Origin of the sequence: Neorhizobium sp. BT27B, assembly GCF_050455485.1 — a bacterium.
Taxonomy (GTDB): Bacteria; Pseudomonadota; Alphaproteobacteria; order Rhizobiales; family Rhizobiaceae; genus Neorhizobium.
In genome coordinates, this window is the sequence record NZ_JBCIYT010000001.1 from 993238 (window position 1) to 1017211 (window position 23974).

Annotated in this window: 10 protein-coding genes; 8 read left to right on the top strand and 2 right to left on the bottom strand. The window is 61.8% G+C overall.

Annotation, left to right across the window (positions count from 1 at the left end; all coding sequences use genetic code 11):
* The 5 genes from mprF to AAIH70_RS05200 all read left to right on the top strand — a co-directional run bounded on the left by mprF (position 1) and on the right by AAIH70_RS05200 (position 7249).
* Complete coding sequence (mprF, locus tag AAIH70_RS05180) at positions 1-2586, top strand: bifunctional lysylphosphatidylglycerol flippase/synthetase MprF (protein ID WP_430033547.1); 2586 nt, start codon at positions 1-3, stop codon at positions 2584-2586.
* Positions 2583-3956 carry a virulence factor gene (locus AAIH70_RS05185; protein ID WP_132272625.1) on the top strand — a complete coding sequence of 458 codons (1374 nt, stop codon included), beginning with the start codon at positions 2583-2585 and terminating at the stop codon, positions 3954-3956. The genes mprF and AAIH70_RS05185 overlap by 4 nt, the downstream gene beginning before the upstream one ends.
* 192 nt (positions 3957-4148) lie before the next feature.
* Positions 4149-4781, top strand: a complete 633-nt coding sequence (locus AAIH70_RS05190; protein WP_132272624.1) for a TerC family protein — start codon at positions 4149-4151, stop codon at positions 4779-4781.
* A 30-nt stretch (positions 4782-4811) separates the two neighbouring features.
* On the top strand, positions 4812-6017 hold the full coding sequence (locus tag AAIH70_RS05195; protein ID WP_132272623.1) for an amidase: 1206 nt from the start codon (positions 4812-4814) through the stop codon (positions 6015-6017).
* 11 nt (positions 6018-6028) lie between these two features.
* Positions 6029-7249 (top strand): TIGR03862 family flavoprotein, encoded by a 1221-nt coding sequence (locus AAIH70_RS05200; RefSeq protein WP_132273662.1) that lies wholly within the window; start codon positions 6029-6031, stop codon positions 7247-7249.
* A 28-nt stretch (positions 7250-7277) separates the two neighbouring features.
* On the opposite strand, the gene AAIH70_RS05205 is transcribed toward AAIH70_RS05200, so the two are convergent.
* Positions 7278-7511 (bottom strand): hypothetical protein, encoded by a 234-nt coding sequence (locus AAIH70_RS05205; protein ID WP_132272622.1) that lies wholly within the window; start codon positions 7509-7511, stop codon positions 7278-7280.
* 295 nt (positions 7512-7806) lie between these two features.
* Here AAIH70_RS05205 and AAIH70_RS05210 point away from each other — a divergent pair, with 295 nt between their 5' ends.
* Complete coding sequence (locus AAIH70_RS05210) at positions 7807-9993, top strand: methyl-accepting chemotaxis protein (RefSeq protein ID WP_132273661.1); 2187 nt, start codon at positions 7807-7809, stop codon at positions 9991-9993.
* A gap of 126 nt (positions 9994-10119) precedes the next feature.
* Here the strand turns inward: AAIH70_RS05210 and AAIH70_RS05215 are convergent, their stop codons facing one another.
* Positions 10120-11115: a sensor domain-containing diguanylate cyclase gene (locus AAIH70_RS05215; RefSeq protein ID WP_132272621.1), complete on the bottom strand. Its 996-nt coding sequence runs from the start codon at positions 11113-11115 to the stop codon at positions 10120-10122.
* A 430-nt stretch (positions 11116-11545) separates the two neighbouring features.
* Between AAIH70_RS05215 and AAIH70_RS05220 the strand changes: the two genes are divergently transcribed.
* Together AAIH70_RS05220 and AAIH70_RS05225 are read left to right on the top strand one after the other, a co-directional pair.
* Entirely contained in the window at positions 11546-13102 is a 1557-nt protein-coding gene (locus tag AAIH70_RS05220; protein ID WP_132272620.1) for an ISL3 family transposase, read from the top strand.
* Between the two features lie 398 nt (positions 13103-13500).
* The gene (locus AAIH70_RS05225; protein ID WP_430033359.1) at positions 13501-23634 is read left to right on the top strand and encodes an IPT/TIG domain-containing protein; all 10134 of its coding nucleotides are present in this window, start codon (positions 13501-13503) and stop codon (positions 23632-23634) included.
* The last annotated feature ends 340 nt before the right edge of the window (positions 23635-23974 follow it).

Here is a 23974-nt window from a genome sequence, read left to right on the forward strand (position 1 = left end):
ATACCCGTCACCGACGAAACCGAACGTCACCCGCTGTTGGCGGCGCTGCTTCGGTTCAAGGTCTATCTTGCATCCATCGCCATGATCGCCGTGTTCGGCCTGATGACGTTTGCAGCCTATAACCTCACCCACGAGGTTCGTTACGACGAAGTGCTCGAGGCACTGTCGCAGACGACGTGGACCTCCGTTGCGCTGGCGGTGCTGTTTACCGGCATCAGTTTTGCCGCGCTGATCTGCTACGATCTCAACGCACTGGATTTTATCGGCCGAAAGCTGCCGACGGCGCCCGTCGCCATGACGGCGTTCAGCGCCTATGCAATCGGCAACACGGCAGGCTTCGGTGCATTGAGCGGCGGCGCCATCCGTTTCCGCACCTATTCGCGGCTTGGCCTGACACCGGAAGAAATCGCCCGTGTCATCGCATTCGTCACGTTGGCATTCGGCATCGGGCTTCTGGCGGTCAGCGCGCTTTCGGCCCTTGTCACCGCGCCGCGGCTGGCAAGTGTCGCCGGCATGGATGCCGACATCCTGCGGCTGATTGCGCTGGCGGTCATCGCAGTTCTGGTCGGCGTGCTGATCCTTGGCCGCAACGGCCGCGTGATTGCCATTGGCAAGCTGAAACTGCGTCTGCCCGACACCCTGACCTCGTCGCGCCAGTTTCTGATCACCGCGCTCGACATCGCCGCGTCGGCTTCGGTTCTCTACGTGCTGCTGCCGGAGACCAATGTCGGTTGGCCGACCTTCTTCGCGATCTATGCCACCGCCGTCGGCCTTGGCGTGCTGAGCCACGTGCCGGCCGGCCTCGGCGTGTTCGAAACCGTCATGCTCGGTGCGCTCGGCAATGCGATCAGCATCGATGTCCTGCTCGGCAGCCTCGTTCTCTATCGCATGATCTATCATGTTCTGCCGCTGGTGATCGCCGTGCTTCTGGTCGTCGGTGCAGAATTGCGCGAGGCGATGCAGCATCCGGTCGCCAACGATATCGGCAATCTCGCCGTGCGGCTGGCGCCGCATCTGCTCTCCGCCTATGGCCTCATCCTCGGCGCCATGCTGATCTTTTCGAGCGTGACACCGACGCCGGACACCAATCTCGATTTCCTGTCCGGCTTCCTGCCTCTGCCGGTCATCGAAGGCGCGCATCTGTTTTCCAGCCTGCTCGGCCTGATCCTTGCCATTGCTTCGCGTGGTCTTGGCCAGCGACTGGACGGCGCCTGGTGGGTTGCCCTGATTTCGGCCAGCGCCGCCTTTGTCCTTGCCTTCCTCAAGGGCATTGCCGTGGTGGAAGCAACGGTTCTGGCCATCTTCATTTTCGCGATGATCCTCAACGTCAAGCGCTTCAACCGGCCGGCGTCGCTGTTCGGCCAGGCGCTCAGCCCGGCATGGCTCGCAGCCCTTCTCGTCATCATCGCCAGCGCCATCACCATCCTGTTCTTCGTCTATCGCGATGTCGATTACAGCCGGGAACTCTGGTGGCAGTTCGAGTTCAACGAGGAAGCGCCGCGCAGCCTGCGCGCGCTGCTGGCGCTGACGATTGCCGCCTCGGCCATTGCCTTCTTCAGCCTGCTGCGGCCCGCCTTCAGCCGGCCGGAAAAAGTGCTGCCGGAAGATCTGGAGCGTGCCGTGGCGATTGCCGGCACCCAGAATGTCGCCGATGCCAATCTGGTGCGCATGGGCGACAAGCGCGTGATGTTTTCCGACAGCGGTAAGGCCTTCATCATGTACGGCATTCAGGGCCGTTCATGGATCGCGCTGGGTGACCCGATCGGGGCGGATGAAGATACGGCCGAACTGATCTGGCGTTTTGTCGAGACGGCCCGTGCGGCCGGCGGCCGTGCTGTTCTCTATCAGGTCTCCCCTGCCCTGCTTTCCTATTGCGCCGATGCGGGCCTGCGCGCCTTCAAGCTCGGCGAAATGGCCTCGGTAACGCTACCGACATTCGAGCTCAAGGGCGGCAAGCTTGCCGGTCTGCGGCAGGCGCTCAGCAAGGGCGCACGCGAGGGGCTGGAATTCTCGATCGTCGCACCGCCCGATGTCGTCAACATTCTCGGCGAGTTGCGCGCCGTCTCCGACGCCTGGCTGTCGGAACACAACACGCGGGAAAAGACCTTTTCGCTCGGCGCTTTCGATGATGATTATGTCACCGCACAACCGGTTGCGCTGCTGCGCAAGGAAGGTCGTGTCGTCGCCTTTGCGACGATCTTCGTGACCGAAACCAAACATGAAGGCACAGTCGACATCATGCGTTTTGCACCGGATGCGCCGCGCGGGTCGATGGATTTCCTGTTCGTCAGCCTGCTGGAATATCTGAAAGGCGAAGGATACCAGGTTTTCAATCTCGGCATGGCGCCGCTTTCGGGCATGTCGAAGCGCGAGATCGCCCCGGTCTGGGACCGGATCGGCGGCACGATGTTCGAACACGGCGAAAGGTTCTATAACTTCAAGGGCCTTCGCGCGTTCAAATCGAAATTCCACCCGCTGTGGCAGCCGCGTTATCTGGCGGTTTCAGGTGGAACCGGCGCCGTGCTGGCGCTGATGGATGTTACCCTCCTCATCAGTGGAGGCGTTCGAGGAGTGGTCGGCAAATGAACCGTTTTGTTACCTGCATCGTCTCTGCCGCTCTGGCCGTCGGTATTTCACTGCCCGCCTCGGCACAGCAGCCGCCAGCAAGTCTCGATAGCGGCCTGATCCCCTCGCCGCATATCTTCAAGCCGAGCGGTGCGGTCACCGCCAGCGTTTTCCTCGTTTCGGACGCCAAGGGATGGGGCGAACGGGAAGAAAAACAGGCGCAGGCGCTGACGGAAAAGGGCGCGGTCGTCGTCGGCATCGATTTCCCGAGCTACATGACATCGCTTGCGAAAGATCCCCAGGACTGCATCTACATGATCTCCGACATCGAGTCGCTTGCCCAGCAGGTGCAGCGCTCGCTCGGCAACAGCAGTTATCACCGTCCAATACTGGCCGGCATCGGTGCCGGTGGCGGTCTGGTGCTTGCCATGATCGCGCAGAGCCCGCCCGCCACCATCGACGAGGCGATTGCCGTCGATCCGGTGGCGAGCGTTCCGCTGACGCGGCAGCTTTGCACACCGGCCGTGAAGACGCCGGTCGAAGGCGGCATCGTTTATGCGCTGACCGAAGGTCCGCTGCCGGCTCCGGTCACCGTTCTGACGACACCTCAGGCCGATGCCGCCGGAAAGGCGCATGTGCAGGAACTGGAAAAGGCCTGGAACGACATCGACCTCAACGACACCGACAAGACCGCCGACGAGGCGCTGTCAGCGACGCTCTCCGACCACATAGACGCGGCCGCCAACACCAGCCAGCCGCTTGGCCTGCCGCTGACCATTCTCGATGCCGAACCGAAACTGGACACGATGGCGATCATCTATTCAGGTGATGGCGGCTGGCGCGACATCGACAGCGAAGTGGGGGCGGCTTTGCAGGCGGAGGGTATTCCCGTCGTCGGCATGGATGCACTGCGCTACTTCTGGACCGAGCTGAAGCCGCAGCAGGTGGCCGACGATCTCGACCGCATCATCAAGAACTACCGGCGCGAATGGAAGGTAAAGAACGTTCTCCTGATCGGCTATTCCTTCGGCGCCTCCGTTCTGCCTGCCACCTACAATCTGCTGGAGCCGGAGCAGAAGTCGCATGTTGTGCAGATGTCGCTGCTCGCTCTGGCGCGTGAAGTCGACTACGAGATTTCGGTGACCGGCTGGCTGGGCGTTGCCGGTGACGGCAAGGGCGGCGACAGCGTCGAGGATCTGAAAAAGATCAGTCCGAAAATCGTGCAATGCATCTATGGCACCGATGATGACGAGGACCCCTGCCCGACGCTTGCCGCTTCCGGCGTTGCGACGGTTGCCATCGAAGGCGGCCACCATTTCGACGAGGACTACAAGGGCCTTGCCGACCACATCGTTGCCGCATTGAAGTCACGTCTGCCGCAGAAGCCTTGATAAGCCGCATTCTGCGGCAAGTTTTCGCTTGCCATCCTCACGGAAATGTCATGTAGCGGTGATCGTAGCGTTTCACAGCTCACATTGACTTAAAAACGCATGGATCGAGGTGCGGCTTTAGGGCCTGCGCCAAATCGATCTTGACTGCTTGCGGCCCGCGCGGGCCTCCCAGAGGAGAGGGTACGAGACACAATGGAAATCTTTACGGCTGCGGGATTTGCAGCTCTCTTGCAGGTTATCGCCATCGACCTGGTTCTGGCAGGCGATAACGCCATCGTCATCGGTCTTGCTGCCGCCGGCCTGCCGGCCGAACAGCGCAAGAAGGCCATTCTGGTCGGTATCATTGCCGCAACCGTTCTGCGTATAGGCTTTGCAGCCATCACCGCCCAACTGCTCGGCATTGTCGGTCTGCAGTTCATCGGCGGTCTTCTGCTGGCCTGGGTCTGCTGGAAGATGTGGACCGAACTGCGCTCGGCCGATCACAATGCCGAACATGCGGCAACCGAGGCAGAAGCGGGCGAAACCCGCGTCAAGAAGACGTTTGCGCAGGCCGCGATGCAGATCGTCATTGCCGACGTTTCGATGTCGCTCGACAACGTTCTGGCTGTTGCCGGTGCCGCGCAGGACCACCCGACGGTTCTCATCATCGGCCTCATCATCTCGATCGCGCTGATGGGTCTTGCCGCCAACTTCGTGGCCCGCCTGTTGCATCGCCACCGCTGGATCGCCTATGTCGGTCTGGCCGTCATCGTCTATGTTGCCGGCATGATGCTTTATCACGGCTGGGAACAGATGTGGCCCTATATCCAGCAATGGATGGCCTGACCCGATAAAACGCTGACAAGGAAGGCGCCCATGACCAAGACACTGGATACCATGAACGCCTTCCTCGACCGCCCGAAACCGGATGTGGCTTTTGCCGCGTCCGGCCCGCTCTCCGGCTTGAGCCTGGCGGTCAAGGATATTTTCGACCTTGCCGGCGACCGCACCGGCAACGGCAATCCGCAGATCTACGACAATGCGCAACCCGCCACGGCAACCATGCCGGCGGTGCAGGCGATGTTCGATGCGGGCGCCAGCTTTGCCGGCAAGACCCAGACGGACGAACTCGCCTTTTCGCTGATGGGCCAGAACGCCCACTTTCCCTTTCCCGTCAATTCCGCAGCCCCCGACCGTGTTACCGGTGGATCTTCCTCCGGTTCCGCCGCATCGGTTGCCGCCGGCCTTGCCGATATTGCCTGCGGTTCCGACACCGGCGGCTCGATCCGCGCGCCTGCCAGTTTCTGCGGGCTGATCGGGCTGCGCACCAGCCATGGCCGCATTCCGCTTGACCGCGCCATGCCGCTCGCTCCAAGCCTCGACACCTTCGGCTGGTTTGCCCGCGACGCCGCCACCTATGAGGCCGTCGGCGATGTGCTGCTGGGCAAAGACGGTTTTGGAGGCCACCTTGGTCGCGCTATTTCCGCACCGCTTCTCGACGCTCTGCTGCTTGGCCCGGCGGAAGCTGCCGAATATGGTCGGATGCTGGATGGTGCCTATCCGGTGATCGGCGCGCCGCAACCGACCACGAGCGCTCCCCCCTTCGATATCGACAGCCTCTATACGATGTTCCGGAAAATCCAGGCCTATGAGGCATGGGCCGCGCATGGTGCATGGATTTCGCAGAGCGACCGCGGCCTTGGCCCCGGCGTCAAGGAACGTTTCGCCTATGGTGCCGAGATCGACACCGCGACCTATGACGACGAGATTGCCAAACGCGCCATTTTCCGCAGCTATCTGAGCGATCTGCTGGGCGATGACGGTTTTCTGGTCCTGCCGACCGTTCCGGGCGCAGCACCGCTCAAAACCCTCGCCCATGATGCGTTGCAGACATACCGCGAGCAGGCGCTGCGTCTGCTCTGCTGGTCCGGCCTCTCCGGTTTCCCGCAGATCACGCTTCCGCTCGGCAGCGTCGATGGCGCGCCCTTCGGTCTCTCCTTGCTTGGCCCTTACGGCAGTGACATGCAGCTCATCAGGCTCGGGCGGTCGGTGCTGGGCGCCGCCGGTCATCACGGCGCTTGAACGGCATGAGCATGGAGAACACTGGCGGCAAGCGCATTCCCATTATCGGCGGTGGTCCGGCCGGACTTATGGCGGCAGAGGTTCTCTCCCGTAACGGCCATGCCGTCACCGTTTACGAAGCGATGCCGACGGTTGCCCGCAAATTCCTGCTGGCCGGCAAGTCCGGCCTCAACATCACCCATTCGGAAGATTTTTCCCGGTTCTCCACCCGCTATGGCGCAGCAAACGATTGGCTGCGCACATCGCTCGATGCTTTTACGCCCGACGATGTGCGTGCATGGGCAACGGGACTTGGCACCGAAACCTTCGTCGGCTCATCCGGCCGGGTGTTTCCGACCACGATGAAAGCCTCGCCGCTGTTGCGGGCCTGGGTGGCGCGTCTGCGCGAACAGGGTGTCGAGATCCTCACCCGGCATCGCTGGACGGGCTTTGACGGCGACGCGCTGCTGATCGAAACGCCAGACGGCACAAAAACCATTGAGGCCGATGCGGTTCTGTTGGCGCTCGGTGGCGCCAGCTGGCCACGGCTCGGCTCCGATGCCGCATGGTTGCCATGGCTCCGAGACCGCGGTGTCGAGATTGCCGATTTTGCACCCGCGAATTGCGGCTTCGATGTTGCATGGAGCGAGCATTTTCGCGAGCGCAATGCCGGCGCACCCGTCAAGTCGGTGACGGCATCCGTCACCGGCAACGATGCCCTGCCCGGCGAATTCGTGATTTCGCGCCACGGCATCGAAGGCAGCCTCGTTTACGCGCATGCCGGCACTTTGCGCGAGCATCTCAGCGAAACCCGCAAAGCGGCGCTGCTGCTCGATCTGATGCCCGGCCGCAGCCTTGAGCGGCTCACAAACGATCTGTCCCGTCAGGACCGCAAGGCGAGCTTTTCCAACCGGATGCGCAAGGGCGCCGGCATCGATGGCGTCAAGACGGCCTTGCTGCGCGAACTGTCGGCGCCGGACGTGCTGAACGACCCGCAGAAACTGGCCGCCCGGATAAAGGCACTGCCCATTCCGCTGGTCGCGCCGCGCCCGATCGCCGAGGCGATCTCGTCGGCCGGCGGCATTCGTCACGATGCCGTCGATGACAATTTCATGCTGCGCCGCCTCCCCGGCCTGTTCGTGGCCGGCGAGATGCTGGACTGGGAAGCGCCGACCGGCGGTTATCTGCTGACGGCATGTTTTGCCACCGGCCAGGCAGCAGCACTTGGAATGCAGGCCTGGCTGGCGCAGTAAGGGGCTTTATCCGCTCGGTGCGTGGTCGTCAGACCCCGACAACCCGCCACTTGCCCTCGACCATTTCGACGGCAGCCTTGTAATGATGGCCATGCGGCGATTCGAGCACGATATCGTGCTGTTCGACGGCGCGGACGAGGATGTCGTTACTGCCGACAATCGGGCTTGGGCAAATGCGCTTTGTGCCTCGCACGGTATCGAAATGGATTTCGCCGGAAACCTCGTGACGGGAACCGTCCTTCAGCACGATCTGCCATGTCATACGCATTCTCCTCCCTGTCCGCGGGTCGAGACAAATGACGGATGAGCCGGCACCTTGCCCGCGGTTCACACAGCCTTGCGCCGAGAAGGCTTTATGTCAAGCGGCTCATATGAGTGGCAGCTTCGCTGCGACAACGTGTCGGTCCTGATCCGCCACGACGATATCCTGAAGGCACCTCCCGCGACCATCCGGTGCGAAATCGCAAGACATTTCAACGCCTCGATGGAATTGGGAAAGTTTTCATAAATATTGTTCATTCTCCCCTGAAAATCTGGGGGACTTCATCATGACTTCGATACTCAGGACCGTGTCCGGCAAGCTGATACTTGCGACAGGCACGGCAATCGCCAGCATCCTCATCGCCTACACCGCCTTCAACGTCATCAGCATCAAGGCCAAGACCGAAAGCGAGGTCATGGCACTTGCGACGGAAAAGGCCGCTCTCGTCAGCCAGCGTGTCGCGACCGACATTACCCAGGCAACCTCGGCAGGCAGCACGCTCGCCGCCAGCCTTTCCGGCATCATCGCCGACGGCTCGAAAAGCCGGGCAGATATCGTCGCCATGCTCAAGAGCGTGGGACCGCAATATCCGAGCATTTTCGGCGTGTGGATGTGCGAACTTATCGATGCCAAGAGCCCGATCAAAACCGTCGGCAGCGACGGCTTGAACAATGAGGGCATATTTACCCCCTACTGGACCAAGGGCGACAACGGCCAGATGGAGTTTTCCACCTGGACCATCAAGCCGGAAGACGAATATTACAGCCTCGTGCTGAAGTCTCAGAAGGCTGTCATCACCGCGCCCTACCTGACCAACATGAAGAAGCTGGTGACTTCGGTCTCCGTGCCTGTCACCGTCAACGGCACGTTGTTCGGCATGGCCGGCGTCGACATCAAGCTCGATGACCTGACCGCAACGGTCAGCCAGATGAAACCGTTCGAGGGCGGCAGCGTGATGCTGCTGGCCAATAACGGCAAATGGCTGACGCACCCGGACCAGTCCAAGCTGATGAACGCCTATGCCGATCAGGGCGCCGATACGGTGAAGCAGGCGCTGGCGGACGGCAAGATCAAGGTGCTTTCCGGCATGCCCGACGGTTCCGTCCGGCTTGTCTATCCCTTCACGGCGCCGGGCATGAACACGACCTGGGCGGCTGTTCTCGACGTGCCGGCTGCGGTGTTTTCAGCCCCCGTCTGGCACCAGATCTACAATACCGTGATAGGCGGCCTGCTGATCCTTGCCGTCACACTCGGTGTCATCCTGATCGCCAGCCGCATTCTGATCGGCAAGCCGCTGAACAGCGTTCTTTCCGCCGTGCAGAAAATGTCGAACGGCAATTATCATGATCCGATCGCGGAAAACGGCGCCCGCGATGAACTGGGAAGCCTGACCTCCGCGCTTGAAAAGTTCCGTCATCAGCTGGCCCGCGGCGATGCCCTGAAGGCCGAGCAGGAAGCCCTGCAGGAACAGGTGGAAGCCGACCGCAAGGCGCGTAGCAGCCTGGAAAATGCCAAGGCGGAAGACCTGCGCCGCTTCGTGGAAGTCGTGCAGAGCCGTTTCGACATTCTCGCATCCGGCGACCTTACCGTGCGCATGAACGACAGGCTGGCGCCGGAATTCGAAACGATCCGCCAGAATTTCAATACGTCGGTCGCCTCGCTCGAAGATACGATCGGCAATGTGGTGCAGGCCGTTTATGCCATCCGCTCCGGTCTTGGCGAAATCTCCACAGCCTCCAACGATCTGGCCCGCCGCACCGAGCAGCAGGCCGCCTCGCTGGAAGAAACGGTTGCCGCTCTGGGTGAGGTCACGCGTGGTGTCAACGACACCGCGGATGGCGCCAACTCCGCGCAGAAGACGGTGAACGTGGCCCGCGGCGATGCCGAAAAGGGCGGCGAAGTGGTTTCGCGCGCCATCGCGGCAATGACCGAGATCCAGGATTCGTCTGCAAAGATCGGCAACATCATCAGCGTTATCGACGAGATCGCTTTCCAGACCAACCTTCTGGCGCTGAATGCCGGCGTCGAAGCTGCCCGCGCAGGCGAAGCCGGCAAGGGCTTTGCCGTCGTCGCGCAGGAAGTGCGTGAACTCGCCCAGCGCTCGGCTCAGGCCGCCAAGGAGATCAAGACACTGATCTCCCTGTCCTCGACGCAGGTCGGTGCCGGTGTGCATCTGGTGCAGGAGACCGGCACGTCGCTCGGCAAGATCGTCGAGCAGGTTCTCGGCATGAGCCAGACGATCGGCCAGATCGCATCGAGCGCCCAGGAACAGGCCATCAGCCTGCGCGAAGTCTCATCCGCCGCAGACCAGATGGACAAGGTGACGCAGCAGAACGCCGCCATGGTGGAAGAAACCACGGCCGCCGCACAGGGCCTGGCGCACGAGACCGAGGCGCTCGCCCATATGATTGGCCGCTTCAAGGTCGGCAACGAAGCGCGCGGGCAACAGTCAGGTTATGGCGATTACGCTCTGGCCAGCTGAACCGGATAATTCAGACACAACAAATAAGGCCGGTGCGGGAAGCTGCACCGGCCTTTTCCATTGAAGACATGCAGGAAAATATGACGGCCCTTCGCCGCTATGTTGCGAGGCACAGCCTCTCAGAAATCAGGCCACGTCCGCCATCGGATCGGAACTCAGCGACAGTTCAAGCCCGTTCTTGCCCTTGGCCTTGACGGCGTAAAGCGCCCGGTCGGCGCTTGCAAAAATATCCTTGGCCGGCATGCCCGGCACGATCAGCGCCGCACCGACAGAACCGCTGATCTTGAGTTTGGCGGGATAGGAACCAACCCAGCATTCCAGATTGGTGACAATACGCCTGCCGATGACTTCGAGCGCGGCTGGACTATTGCATTCCAGGATGATCGCGAACTCGTCACCTCCCAGGCGGGCAATCAGGGTCGCGGCCGGCGCCGCCTCGACAATCCGGCGTCCGGCATCCTTCAGGCATTCATCGCCGGCCTGGTGGCCCAGCGTATCGTTGATGGCCTTGAAGCCATCCAGATCGACAAGCAGCAATGCCTGTGGCTTCGACATCTGCCCGGCCACCGCGTCATCAAGAACAGCTTCGAACTTCATGCGTGACGCAAGCCCGGTCACCGCATCTGTTTCGGCCAGCTTGCGGATATGCTCGAACGTGTTCTTCTCCGCGGTGATATCCTGCTTCATGCCAAAAATGCGGACAGGCTTGCCCCCCTCCCTCTCCACGATCGCGGTGATGCGGATCCAGCGAAGATTGCCCTTGGCGGTGATGATCTGCGCGTCGAGCGTAAAACCATCGCCCTCGCAGAGGGCCGCACTGCGAAGCTCCGTCAACTTCCGGCGGGATTCGGGCTTATACATATCCACCGTATCCTGCCGTAGCAGCGGTGAACCGGGCTCGAGCTCGAACAGGTCATAGACGGTATCGGTCCAGGTGATCGACTGATCCGGCAGAGTGCATTCCCAGATACCCACACGGGCCGCCTTGAACGACCTGTCGAACAAGGCCTGAAGGCGATCGAACTGCACAGAATTTGAGGCGCTGGCCGGAAGGATTTTATGCGCGTGGTGGTCCGGCCCGGTGACCGGCTGGGCGCGAGAAGAGCGCAATTTGTTCTGCATGAACGACATTCCCCACACACCGATATCATATCGGCGCTTATCAAAAGCCAGAATGCGGCAAAAACATTGCGTTTTCGTTGCCGGAAAAGCCTTTGTCATCAAGGAATTGGTGGGCTTGCGACAGTAAATACACGCGGTGATTGAAGGAAGGAAACACGCCAAATCATGTGGGGAGAATAATGAGGACCAGACTGGGGCGGGAAACGTCCCCGGTGGCGGGTTTTCAATCCCGGTCGGATCGCAACCAGGTCACGAGTTACGACAAATTCGGCGTCAAACGAGATAGGCAAAATCAAGCACTTAGACCTGACTGTTGATTTCCACTGAGAGCTGACCCGGCGCAGCCCGATATTTCCATTGAGAATTGGCTCTGACTCACATTTGCTGCTGTTGAAGATGATGCTTCCGCTGGTTCACCGGAGGATCAAATATGCAACGACGATTTCAACAAGCGCGCCTCGCGCCGTCCGGCTTTGCAGTCGATGAAGTAATGGTTGTCGCAGAGTGCGTTCAAGTTCGGTTGCGATCACGCGCTGCCTCAGGAACTTGCCCGTCATGTGGTCGGCAAAGCCGGCGAGTTCAAAGCCGATATCTACGCCGGCCCGCTGACCTGCCCTTTGGCGGTCGGCGAGTTGAGCTGGCGATCGTGGCGCGTCGGTTTTGGTGCGATGCCGTTCTGTGCGGTCGGCGAATCTTCTGCGAACAGTTCGATAGTGGCGTGCTGGCACGTTACGGTCGGCGCACCCAGCGGCTGGAGACCATCGTTCACCATCTTGGTTTAGCGCTTGGAGGCAGACCGGCGGCGGCCTTTGCCAATCGTCTGATGGTACCAGTGAGCAATGACACACTGCTGCGGGTGGTTCGCCGCCGTATTGCCGATCAGGACGATGAACTCACCGTAATCGGCATTGATGATTTTGCTTTCCGGCGAGGCCAAACCTATGGGACGATCGTCTGCGATCTGGAGCGGCGGAAGCCCGTCACCCTCCTACCGGATCGAGCATTAGACACGTCTCGAGCGTGGCTTGCTGAGCATCAGTCGATCTCCACCGTCGCTCGTGATCGGGGCGGCGGCTATGGTGAGGCCATGGCGAAGGCGCTGCCCAATGCTGAGCAGGTAGCTGATCGCTGGCATCTAATGGAAAATTCCAGTCGAGCCTTCCTCGATGCGGTTGGCAAGTCGATGCGACAGATCAGACAGGCGGTCGGCAGCAATGTCGTTGATCCCAAGCTCCTGACATACGCTGAAAAGCTGCAGTATGAGGGGTATCTACGCCGCCAGGAAACGAACGAGGCGGTCCGGGAGCTGTCGAAAAAGGGAACATCAATTCGGCAGATTGTGCGGCAAACCGGCCATAGCCGGAAGCTCGTTCGCGACGTTTTAAGGGGGCAGCGCCTCGACGTGTTCCGAACGCGGCCCAGCTCTCTGGATAGCTGGCTGCCTTGGCTCAACAGCCGCTGGGACGAAGGGGCACGGAATGCTTCGGCACTCTGGCGTGAGATGAAGACGAAGGGCTTTGCGGGACAAAGTGGCGTCGTATCGCAATGGGCTCAACGCCGACGCCTTGCGGAAAAGGCCAATCAGAGTGGGCTCGCTAGGACACCATCGGCACGTGTCATCGCTCGGCTCATGACCACCGCGCGCGATGACCTTGCCAAGTCCGAAGCGATCCTCGTGGCGGCGATCGAAGTAAACGTCCCGGACCTTGTGATTGCCTGTACGGCCATCGGTGACTTCCAGTCCATGATCCGCTCAAAGACTGCCCGAAAGCTTCATGAGTGGCTGGAAGCGGCCAGAAACAGTCTTGTCGGATCGTTCGTCGGCGGTGTCGAAAAGGACCTCGACGCTGTGAGAAACGCGATCATTTCACCGTGGTCGAATGGACAAACGGAAGGACAGATCACACGCTTGAAGCTCATTAAACGCCAGATGTACGGAAGAGCAAAGCTCGATCTGCTGCAAGCGCGCTTGATCGGTGCGTCGTAAGAGCGGCACGTCAGCAAATGTGCGTCAGAGCCACTTCTCGGTGGAAACGCCGGGTCAGCTCTCAGTGGAAATCAACAGTGTGGCGCTATCGCTGCCCCGCGATCCCCAGCCTGCATCAAGCAATATTTTTCATGGAAAATTTTTCAATTGCAACGTCTGACGTTGATCAGCTCTCGGCGCCACACACATGCGCCGCTCACAAGCAATCATAAAATGCACACGCAATCCGACACACGCGTTATTTATAATATATTGCTAAAACATCACACCCCGATCAAAATCAACCATTCCGCGCATTAGTCATCAGACATATTTCCCGCTTCTTGCTATCCAAATTGAAGGCTGAGTCGTTTTGTCTTGCGTCGCTCTGACCGGGTTTTCAACCAGGGGGATGCTTGATGCCGATTTGTGCGCGTTCTGGACCAGTTCGTTTTCCGTCGAGCCGTTTTTCAGGCAGACATCGTCTCCATGCTATAATTCGCCAACTCGCTTCGGCTGCATATCTGCTGATCCTGTGTAGCATCTTCCTCCTTCAGGCCGCAGCTGCCCAGGCGGCACCAACGATCACCCTTGTTTCTCCCAACACAGGCTCCACCGCTGGTGGATCGATCGTGACCATCACCGGCACGGAATTTACCGGCACGACCGTCGTCAGGTTCGGCCTCTCAGCGGCCACAGCAGTGACCGTTGTCAACGCGACCACAATCACCGCCAGAACGCCTTTTCGCCTGACAGCCGGCCTCGTGGACGTGACGGTGGTTGCGCCAACAGGAACGATCGTTGCAACCAATGCCTTCACCTATGTCCCTGAAGCCCCGCCGACAGTCCTTCTGGTCGCACCGCTCACCGGCTCGACCGCCGGCGGTACGAGTGTCACCATCACCGGCACAAATTTTACCGGTGCCACGGCCGTGAGCTTCGGAGGCGTTGCGGCGACAAATGTGACCGTTGTCAACGGCCTCACCATTACGGCGACAACGCCTGCGCATGTTGCCGGTCTGGTTGGCGTTTCGGTCACCACACCGGCCGGCACGGGATCGGGCCTTGGCCTGTTCACCTATGTGCAGCCGCCGCCATTGGTGGTTCTTGCCACGCCGCTAATAGGGTCAACGGCCGGCGGTACGCCCGTCACCATCACCGGTGTCAATTTCACCGGCGCAACTGCTGTCTCCTTCGGCGGAGTGGCAGCCACAGGCGTAACCGTCGTCAACGATCTGACGATTACCGCGATCGCGCCGGCCCATGCGGCCGGCCTCGTGAATGTGGCCGTGACAACGGCGAGCGGCACCGGTTCGGGCATCGGTCTATTCACCTATGTCCAAGCGCCACCGGTCGTCGTGCTGGCCACGCCACTGACCGGGTCGACATCGGGCGGGACGTCGGTGACGATCACCGGGGTCAACTTTACGGGTGCGACGGGCGTCACCTTTGGCGGAACGGCCGCCACAGGCATAACGGTCGTCAACGATACGACGATCACGGCGACAGCGCCGGCCCATGCCGCCGGTCTGGTCGACGTGACGGTCACCAATGCGGGTGGCACCGGGATCGGCCTTGGCCTGTTCACCTATCTGCCGTCATTGCCGCCATCGGTTCTTCTGGTTGCTCCCCTCACCGGCTCGATCAACGGCGGAACAGCGGTGACGATCACCGGCGCCAATTTCACCGGTGCCACGGCTGTCCGTTTTGGCGGCACTGCCGCCACCGGTGTAACCGTGCTCAACGACACGACCATCACCGCAACCGCACCGGCACATGCCGCCGGACTGGTCGACGTGTCCGTCACCGCGTCCGCTGGCACCGGCATCGGGCTTGGTGTCTTCACCTATCTGCCGACCGCCCCGCCCTCCGTGCTTCTGGCCACGCCTTTGACGGGACCAATAAGCGGCGGCACGGTGGTGACCATTACCGGCGTCAATTTCACAGGCGCAACGGCTGTGCGTTTCGGCGGCACGCTGGCGACAGCCGTCACCGTCATCAACGACACGACGATTACGGCAACCGCGCCAGCACATGCCGCAGGTCTGGTCGATGTGTCGGTAACATCGGCGACTGGCACCGGCCTTGGCCTCGGTCTCTTCACCTATCTGCCGACGGCGGTACCGTCCGTCCTGCTGGCCGCACCGCTGACGGGACCTGCTGCGGGCGGCACGCCCGTCACCATTACCGGCCTCAACTTCACCGGCGCGACGGCCGTGCGTTTCGGCGGCACGCTGGCGACCGCCGTCACCGTCGTCAATGATACGACGATAACGGCAACCGCGCCCGCACATGCCGCAGGTCTGGTCGACGTGACGGTAACATCGCCTGCCGGAACGGGCCTTGGCTTGGGGCTCTACACTTATCTGCCGGCACTGCCCCCTACAGGCATAGCCGTTCTTCCGCTGACCGGCCCGACATCCGGCGGAACGCCGGTCACCATCACCGGTGTCAATTTCACCGGGGTAACGGGTGTCAGCTTTGGCGGAACGGCCGCAACCAGCGTGACTGTGGTCAACGACACCACCATCACCGCCACAACGCCCGCCCATGCCGCCGGCATCGTCAACGTGTCTCTCACCTCCCCTGCCGGGACAGGTACGGGTGTCTCCCTGTTCACCTATCTGCCGGTGGCGCAGCCTTCGGTCCTGCTCGTCGCGCCATTGACCGGCCCGATATCCGGCAACACAACCGTGACCATAACCGGCCTCAATTTTACCGGTGCGACGGCCGTCAGTTTTGGTGGAACTGCCGCAACAGGCGTGACCGTCGTCAACGACAATACGATCACAGCGATTACACCTGCCCATGCTGCCGGTATCGTCGATGTCTCGGTGACGTCGGGCGCAGGCACCGGCCTTGGATTGGGACTGTTCACCTATCTGCCGACAATCCCGCCGAGCACGCTCGCCGTGCTTCCGCTGACGGGTTCGACGGCGGGCGGAACGCCGGTCACGATTACCGGTCTCAACTTCACCGGCGCCAACGCAGTCAGTTTCGGAGGCACGCCGGCCACCAATTTCCAGGTGGTCAACAATTCGACGATCACCGCGACTGCACCGGCCCATGCGGCCGGCCTTGTCGACGTCAACGTGACATCGGGCCAAGGAACGGGCGTGGGCACCGGACTGTTCACCTACCTGCCGACGGCGGCTCCTTCCGTCCTGCTGGTCGGCCCGCTCACCGGCTCCATAAATGGCGGCACCACCGTCACCATCAGCGGCCTCAACTTTACAGGCGCAACCGGTGTCACATTCGGCGGCACGGCCGCCACCAACGTCACCGTCGTCAACGACACCACGATCACCGCCACCACGCCGGCGCATGCGGCCGGCCTTGTCAATGTCGCCGTGATGTCGCCCAACGGCACCGGTCTCGGTCTTGGCCTTTTCACCTATCTGCCGACCGCGCAGCCCTCCGTGCTTCTGGTCGGACCGGCGGCAGGCTCCGCGGATGGCGGCACCAATGTTGTCATAACCGGTGTCAATTTCACCGGTACGCTTGAGGTCCGTTTTGGCGGCATCGCAGCAACCGGTGTGACCGTCGTCAATGACACAACCATTACAGCGACGACACCTGCTCATCCAGCAGGGATCGTCAGTGTAGATGTTGAAACGCCGAATGGAACCGGCTTGGGGGCTGGCCTGTTCGTCTACCTGCCGACCGCACAGCCATCCGTTCTCCTGGTCACACCGCCGACAGGCTCGATCGCCGGCGGCACGTCCGTGACGATAAGCGGACTGAATTTCACCGGTGCGACAGGTGTCAGTTTCGGCGGCACCGCGGCAACCAGCGTGACCGTCGTCAACGACACCACCATTACCGCGACGGCACCGCCGCATTCCGTGGGTGTCGTCAATGTTTCCGTCACCGCGCCGGGAGGAACAGGCATAGGCCTTGGCCTGTTCACCTATCTGCCGACCGCGCAGCCCTCCGTCATCCTGGCGGCGCCGCTGGCCGGACCCGTCTCCGGTGGCACGACGGTGACGCTGACCGGTTTCAACTTCACGGGCGCAACCGGCGTCAGTTTTGGCGGCACGCCCGCCACAGGCGTCACGGTGGTCAACGATACGACCATCGTCGCCACCTCACCGGCACATGCCGTCGGCCTGGTGGATGTTTCCGTCATATCTCCTTCGGGAACAGGCATCGGACTTGGCCTCTATACCTATCTGCCGACATTGCCGCCCTCCGTTCTTCTGGCCGCTCCATTGGCCGGCCCGGTCACCGGTGGCACCAGCGTCACCATCAGCGGGCTTAATTTTACCGGCGCCACCTCCGTCAGCTTTGGCGGGGTTGCGGCCACCGGCGTGACCGTTGTCAACGACAGCACCATTACCGCAACAGCGCCGGCGCACCCGGCTGGTCTGGTCAATGTTTCGGTCAGTTCGCCCACCGGTACTGGTCTCGGGCTTGGCCTCTACACCTATCTGCCGACACTCCCGCCCTCCGTTCTTCTGGTCACGCCGCCGGCCGGCGCAATCGGAGGCGGCACGCCGGTGACGATCACCGGTCTGAACTTTACCGGTGCCACGGGGGTTACGTTCGGAGGCACAGCGGCAACGGGTGTCACCGTCGTCAACGACACGACGATTTCGGCCATTGCCCCTGCGCATGCGGCCGGCATCGTCGATGTGGCCGTGACATCATCGACGAATGGAAGCGGGGTGGGCCTCGGCCTGTTCACCTATCTTCCCACGGCGCCGCCATCGGTTCTCCTGGTCGCACCGCTCACCGGCTCAACCGCCGGCGGCACACCGGTGACTATTACAGGTCTCAATTTCACCGGCGCAATAGACGTCGATTTCGGCGGAACGCCGGCAACAGGCGTCACAGTCGTCAATGATAACACGATCACCGCAACTGCCCCGGCACACGCTGTCGGCATTGTTGATGTCTCCGTCACCTCGCCGGAAGGCACGGGTCTCGGCCTTGGTCTGTTCACCTATCTGCCCACATTGCCGCCATCGGTTGTTCTGGTCGCACCGTTGACCGGATCGACCACCGGCGGCACACCGGTGACCATTACCGGTGTCAATTTCACAGGCGCAACGGCAGTCGACTTCGGAGGGACACCGGCAACCGGCGTGACCGTCATCAACGACACGACGATTTCCGCCACCGCTCCAGCGCATGCGGCCGGTATCGTCGATGTTTCCGTGACATCGCCGGCCGGCCCCGGACTGGGTCTTGGTCTCTTCACTTACCTCCCCACAGTGCCGCCATCGGTTCTTCTTGCAACGCCGCTGACCGGCACCGCCAGCGGCGGAACGACGGTGACACTGACGGGCCTCAACCTGACCGGAGCGACTGACGTCAGCTTTGGCGGAACACCGGCCACGAATGTCGTCGTCGTCAACGACACCACGGTCACGGCAACCGCTCCGGCGCATGCGGCCGGCATCGTCAATGTGTCGGTCACAACGCCGGCCGGAACCGGTCTCGGCCTTGGCCTGTTCACCTATCTACCGATCCTGCCACCTTCAGCCATCCTTGTAACACCGCTGACCGGTTCCACGGCAGGTGGAACAGCGGTCACGATCACCGGCCTGGATTTCACCGGCGCCACCGGCGTCAGTTTCGGGGCCACTCCGGCAACGAATGTGATCGTCGTCAACGACAATACCATCACCGCGACAGCCCCGGCGCATGCGGCCGGCCTCGTCAATGTCTCGGTCGAGTCAGGCGCGGGAACGGGGATTGGAACCGGCGTCTTCACCTATGTGCCGACCCTGCCGCCATCCGTCGTCCTTGCCACTCCGCTCACCGGCTCAACAGCTGGAGGAACACCGGTTACATTGACCGGCCTGAACTTCACCGGCGCCACAGCTGTCAGTTTCGGCGGCACACCGGCAACGAATGTCACCGTCGTCAACGATACCACCATCACGGCAACAGCTCCGGCGCATGCCGCGGGTCTCGTCAATGTTTCCGTCACATCGCCTGCGGGAACGGGCCTCGGTCTTGGCCTCTTCACCTATCTGCCGAGCCTGCCACCGTCCGTCGCTCTGGTTGCGCCGCTGACCGGCACGTCTTCCGGAGGAACACAGGTCACGTTGGTCGGCCTGAATTTCACCGGCGCAACCGCGGTCAGTTTCGGCGGCACACCGGCCACGAATGTGACCGTGGTCAATGATACGACCATCACCGCCACAAACCCGGCGCATGCGGCCGGCATCGTCAATGTGTCCGTCACATCACCTCAGGGAACCGGGCTTGGTCTCGGCCTGTTCACCTATCTGCCGACATTGCCGCCATCCGTCGTGCTCGCCTCACCGCTGACCGGCCCGACAACCGGCGGAACGCAGGTGACGCTGACCGGCCTGAACTTCACCGGTGCCACCGCCGTCAGTTTTGGCGGCACGCCGGCCACGAATATCGCCGTCGTCAACGACAGCACCATCACCGCCACCGCTCCGGCGCATGCCGCAGGCATCGTCAACGTCTCCGTCACATCACCATCCGGCACCGGGCTGGGTCTTGGCCTTTTCACCTATCTGCCAACGGCGCAACCGGTTGTTTTGCTGGCCACGCCGCTGACAGGCCCGATCGGTGGCGGAACTCTCGTCACCATCAGCGGGGTGAATTTTACCGGCGCGACCGCTGTGAATTTCGGCGGCACACCGGCGACAGGCGTGACGGTTGTCAACGACAACACGATCACGGCCATCGCTCCGGCCCATGCTGCCGGCATTGTCGATGTGTCGGTGACGACGCCTGCCGGATCCGGTCTCGGACTTGGCCTCTTCACCTATCTGCCGGCATTGCCGCCAGTGGTGATCGCGGCTCTGCCGGCAACCGGCTCCACCGCCGGCGGCACGCCCGTCACCATTACCGGCATCAACCTGACCGGCGCGACCGGCGTTTTGTTCGGCGGCACCGCCGCAACGAACATCACCGTCGTCAGTGACACGACGATTACCGCAACCGCCCCGGCCCACGGCGTTGGTATTGTCGATGTGTCCATCACAACGGCGCAGGGAACCGGGATCGGGATCGGCATCTACGCCTATGTTCCGGCAGCACCGCCAACCGTCGTATTGGTCACCCCGCCCACCGGCTCCACGGTTGGTGGCACGGCTGTGACGATCACCGGCTTCAACTTCACCGGCGCGACAGGCGTGAGTTTCGGCGGCACACCGGCCACCAGCGTGACCGTCGTCAACGACAATACGATTACGGCAGTTTCGCCGGCCCACGCTGTGGGTGTTGTCGATGTCTCCGTCACATCGACGCTGGGAACAGGAATTGGTCTTGGCCTGTTTGCCTATGTGCCGGACCTGCCGCCTTCGGTTGTCGCCGTTACGCCGCTGACCGGTTCGACGGCAGGCGGAACCTCGGTGACGCTGACCGGCCTCAACTTCACCGGCGCCACGGACGTGAGCTTCGGTGGAACACCGGCGACCAATGTCACCATCGTCAACAACACGACGATCACAGCGACGTCGCCGGCGCATGCTGCCGGCGTGGTCAATGTCTCAGTCACATCACCGGCGGGAACGGGGCTGGGCCTTGGCCTGTTCACCTACCTGCCCACCTTGCCACCTTCGGTTTTCCTTGTCTCGCCATTGACAGGCTCGACAACCGGCGGCACGTCGGTCACGCTGACCGGCCTCAACTTCACCGGCGCAACCGCGGTCAGCTTCGGCGGGGCACCGGCCACCAACGTCACCGTCGTCAACGATACCACGATCACGGCGACCACGCCGGCGCATGCGGCCGGTATCGTCAACGTGTCCGTATCGTCGACAGCCGGGACCGGCCTTGGTCTTGGCCTGTTCACCTACGTGCCGACCTTGCCGCCGTCGGTCCTTCTCGTCACGCCGCTGACCGGTTCGACGACCGGGGGGACATCGGTCACGCTCACCGGTCTCAATTTCACCGGTGCGACTTCGGTCAGTTTCGGCGGCACACCGGCAACCGGCGTGACCGTGATCAATGACACGACGATCGTCGCAACGGCGCCACCGCATGCGGCCGGTGTCGTCAATGTGTCCGTCACGTCGCCGGCAGGAACCGGGCTTGGCCTTGGCCTGTTTACCTATGTGCCAACCCTGCCACCGGTGGTCGCACTCGTTACACCAGTCTCCGGCTCGGCTGCCGGCGGAACTGCAGTGACCATCACCGGCCTGAACTTTACCGGCGCAACGGCCGTGAGCTTTGGCGGCACGCCGGCCAGCAATGTCGCCGTGGTCAACGACACCATCATCACCGCAACCACGCCGGCGCATGCCGTCGGTGTCGTCAACGTCTCCGTCACATCTCTGGACGGGGCCGGCATCGGTATCGGCCTGTTCACCTACCTGCCGCCGACAGGCCCGGTCATCCTGTCGCTTTCTCCTGCCAGCGGCCCGACGGCCGGAGGCAATTCCGTTACCATTTCCGGCATCAACCTGACCGGCACGACAGCGGTTACGTTTGGCGGCGTGGCGGCAAGCGGTGTCACCGTTGTCAATGACACGACAGTGACGGTGGTTGCACCGGCCGGCAGTGCCGGCACAGTCAATGTCGCGCTCACCGCAGCCGGACAGACATTTACAGCCAGCAATGCCTACACCTATCTTGCCGCCCCCATAGCCAATGCCGTTGCCGTGACCGTGCCCGGCAATGCCGTCGGTTTTCCAATCCCGCTGAACATAACCGGCGGCCCGGCAGCCTCTGTCGCCGTTGATACGCCACCCAGCCAGGGCATTGCCACGGCATCGGGAACCAGCATCAGTTACACACCGGTGCCCGGTTACTCTGGGCCGGACAGTTTCACCTACACGGCGACCAACGTATCCGGCACATCTGCGCCGGCAACGGTCAGCATCACGGTCACGCCCAATACGCTGGCCTTGTCACCGGCAGGCGGCGAGCTGCCGGCCGGCAATATCGGTAGCGTCTACCCAGGTGCAACAATCACCGCCTCAAATGGCGCGGCACCCTTTACCTACGCAGTCACCGCAGGGACCCTGCCTGTGGGGCTGACGCTGAACGCCGGAACCGGGACGATCAGCGGCACGCCGACCATTGCAGGCCTGTCGGGTTTCACCATAACCGCAACGGATGCTGCCTCTGCAACGGTTTCGGGAGCCTATACGATCAACATCGGCGCTTCCGCGCTGCCGACCGTGGCAACGGTTGCCCCCGCATGGGACACTACCGCCGGCGGTGCGACGGTGACGATCACCGGGACAAATCTGAGTGGTGCAACGGCTGTGACATTCGGTGGTACAGCCGCCACCAATCTGGTGGTTGTCAATGCAACTGCCGTGACGGTGACGGCACCGGCGCATGCGGCCGGCGCCGTTGATGTGGTCGTCATCACACCGGCAGGTTCGGCGGTCGGTACCGGTCTGTTCAGCTATATCGAGCCGGTTCGCCCGGACCCTTCACTGGATCCGGAAGTTATCGGCCTCGTCAATGCCCAGGCAGCGTCGGCGACCCGTCTGGCGCGTAACCAGATCCGCAATTTCCAGAGCAGGTTGGAACGGCTGCACAATGAACGCGAACGCCGTGCCGCCAGCATGGACATCCGTATCGGCACACCTTCCGAACGTGAGAAAGACCCGATCGAACGCCTGATGGATCGCCAGAACGATCCACGCGGTGATGCGATGGTGAGAGCCCCTCAGTCTTCGGCCTCTGATACCTATGGTTATGGCACCGGCAAAACCGGCCCGGTTTCCAGTGCTGCAGGCGGCGGCGCTGGAGCGGGAGGCGGATCGGATGAAGGTGAGGAATTCAGCCGGCTTGCCTTCTGGTCGGGTGGTTTCGTCAATTTCGGCGACCGGGACGACGAGGGGCTGGATATCGGCCACACGACGATCGGCATCAGCGGCGGCTTCGACTACCGCTTCTCGGAAAAACTGGTGGCCGGTCTGGGCATTGGTTATGGCCGCGATCAGGCCGATATCGGCGACAACGGCACGGAAAACCGCGCCCAGTCGTTCAGCGCCGCGCTCTACGCAAGCTACGAGCCGATCGACAATTTCTTCCTCGACACCTTGCTTGGGGCCGGAACCCTGAACTTCGACAGCAAACGGTATGTGACCTCCACCGGCGATATCGCAACGGGAGAGCGCAGCGGCAGCCAGGTCTTTGGATCTGTCACCGCCGCCTACGAAATCAGGGAGGAAAGCTGGCTCGTCTCACCCTACGCGCGGGTCGAGTTCTCCCGCTCCTGGCTGGATGGTTTTACCGAACAGGGTGGCGGTATCTACAGCCTGACCTATGGCAGCCAGACGGTGGATACCCTGTCAGGTGTCATCGGTGTTCGCGCCAACAAATCGTTCGAGATGGACTGGGGTACACTCACGCCGGGCCTGCGGCTGGAATATGTCCATGATTTCGACGGTTCGTCCAAGGTCAAACTCGGTTATGCCGATCTCGGCACGCTTCCTTACGAAATCGACGGACGCGAAACCGACCAGGATTATGTGACACTCGGCCTGTCGGTGAACATGCAGTTCGAGAATGACTGGGATCTCACGCTGGATTACCGGGCAATGTTTGGAGAGGACGGCAATGCGGACCACACGGTGGGGGCGCAGCTGAGGGTGAAATTCTAGGGAGAAGAAACGTTCAGCGAATCCGGATGATTGCGTCGGTGATCTGCCACTGAACTTTCATCCGGGCGCGACGAGGACAAACCGTCATTCATCGCAGCGATAGCATCTCGGCAGCGAGATATAAGCCACAGGGTTTCCAAGCGGACGGTAGGGAAAATGAAAACAAAACATGGTTGGTACCAACTGATTGACACCAAACTCGCAACCTATTGAATTTTCTGAGGTTTAATGGTGCCCGGAGGCGGATTTGAACCACCGACACGCGGATTTTCAATCCCGGTCGGATCGCAACTCGGCCACGAGTTACGGCAAATTTGACGTCAAACGAGATAGGCAAAAT

Excerpts from the sequence above, each read along its gene's own strand:
- AAIH70_RS05185 (WP_132272625.1), top strand. The coding sequence starts at position 2,583 with ATGAACCGTTTTGTTACCTGCATCGTCTCTGCCGCTCTGGCCGTCGGT.
- AAIH70_RS05190 (WP_132272624.1), top strand. The coding sequence starts at position 4,149 with ATGGAAATCTTTACGGCTGCGGGATTTGCAGCTCTCTTGCAGGTTATC.
- AAIH70_RS05195 (WP_132272623.1), top strand. The coding sequence starts at position 4,812 with ATGACCAAGACACTGGATACCATGAACGCCTTCCTCGACCGCCCGAAA.
- AAIH70_RS05200 (WP_132273662.1), top strand. The coding sequence starts at position 6,029 with ATGGAGAACACTGGCGGCAAGCGCATTCCCATTATCGGCGGTGGTCCG.
- AAIH70_RS05205 (WP_132272622.1), bottom strand. The coding sequence starts at position 7,511 with ATGACATGGCAGATCGTGCTGAAGGACGGTTCCCGTCACGAGGTTTCC.
- AAIH70_RS05215 (WP_132272621.1), bottom strand. The coding sequence starts at position 11,115 with ATGCAGAACAAATTGCGCTCTTCTCGCGCCCAGCCGGTCACCGGGCCG.
- AAIH70_RS05220 (WP_132272620.1), top strand. The coding sequence starts at position 11,546 with ATGCAACGACGATTTCAACAAGCGCGCCTCGCGCCGTCCGGCTTTGCA.
- AAIH70_RS05225 (WP_430033359.1), top strand. The coding sequence starts at position 13,501 with ATGCCGATTTGTGCGCGTTCTGGACCAGTTCGTTTTCCGTCGAGCCGT.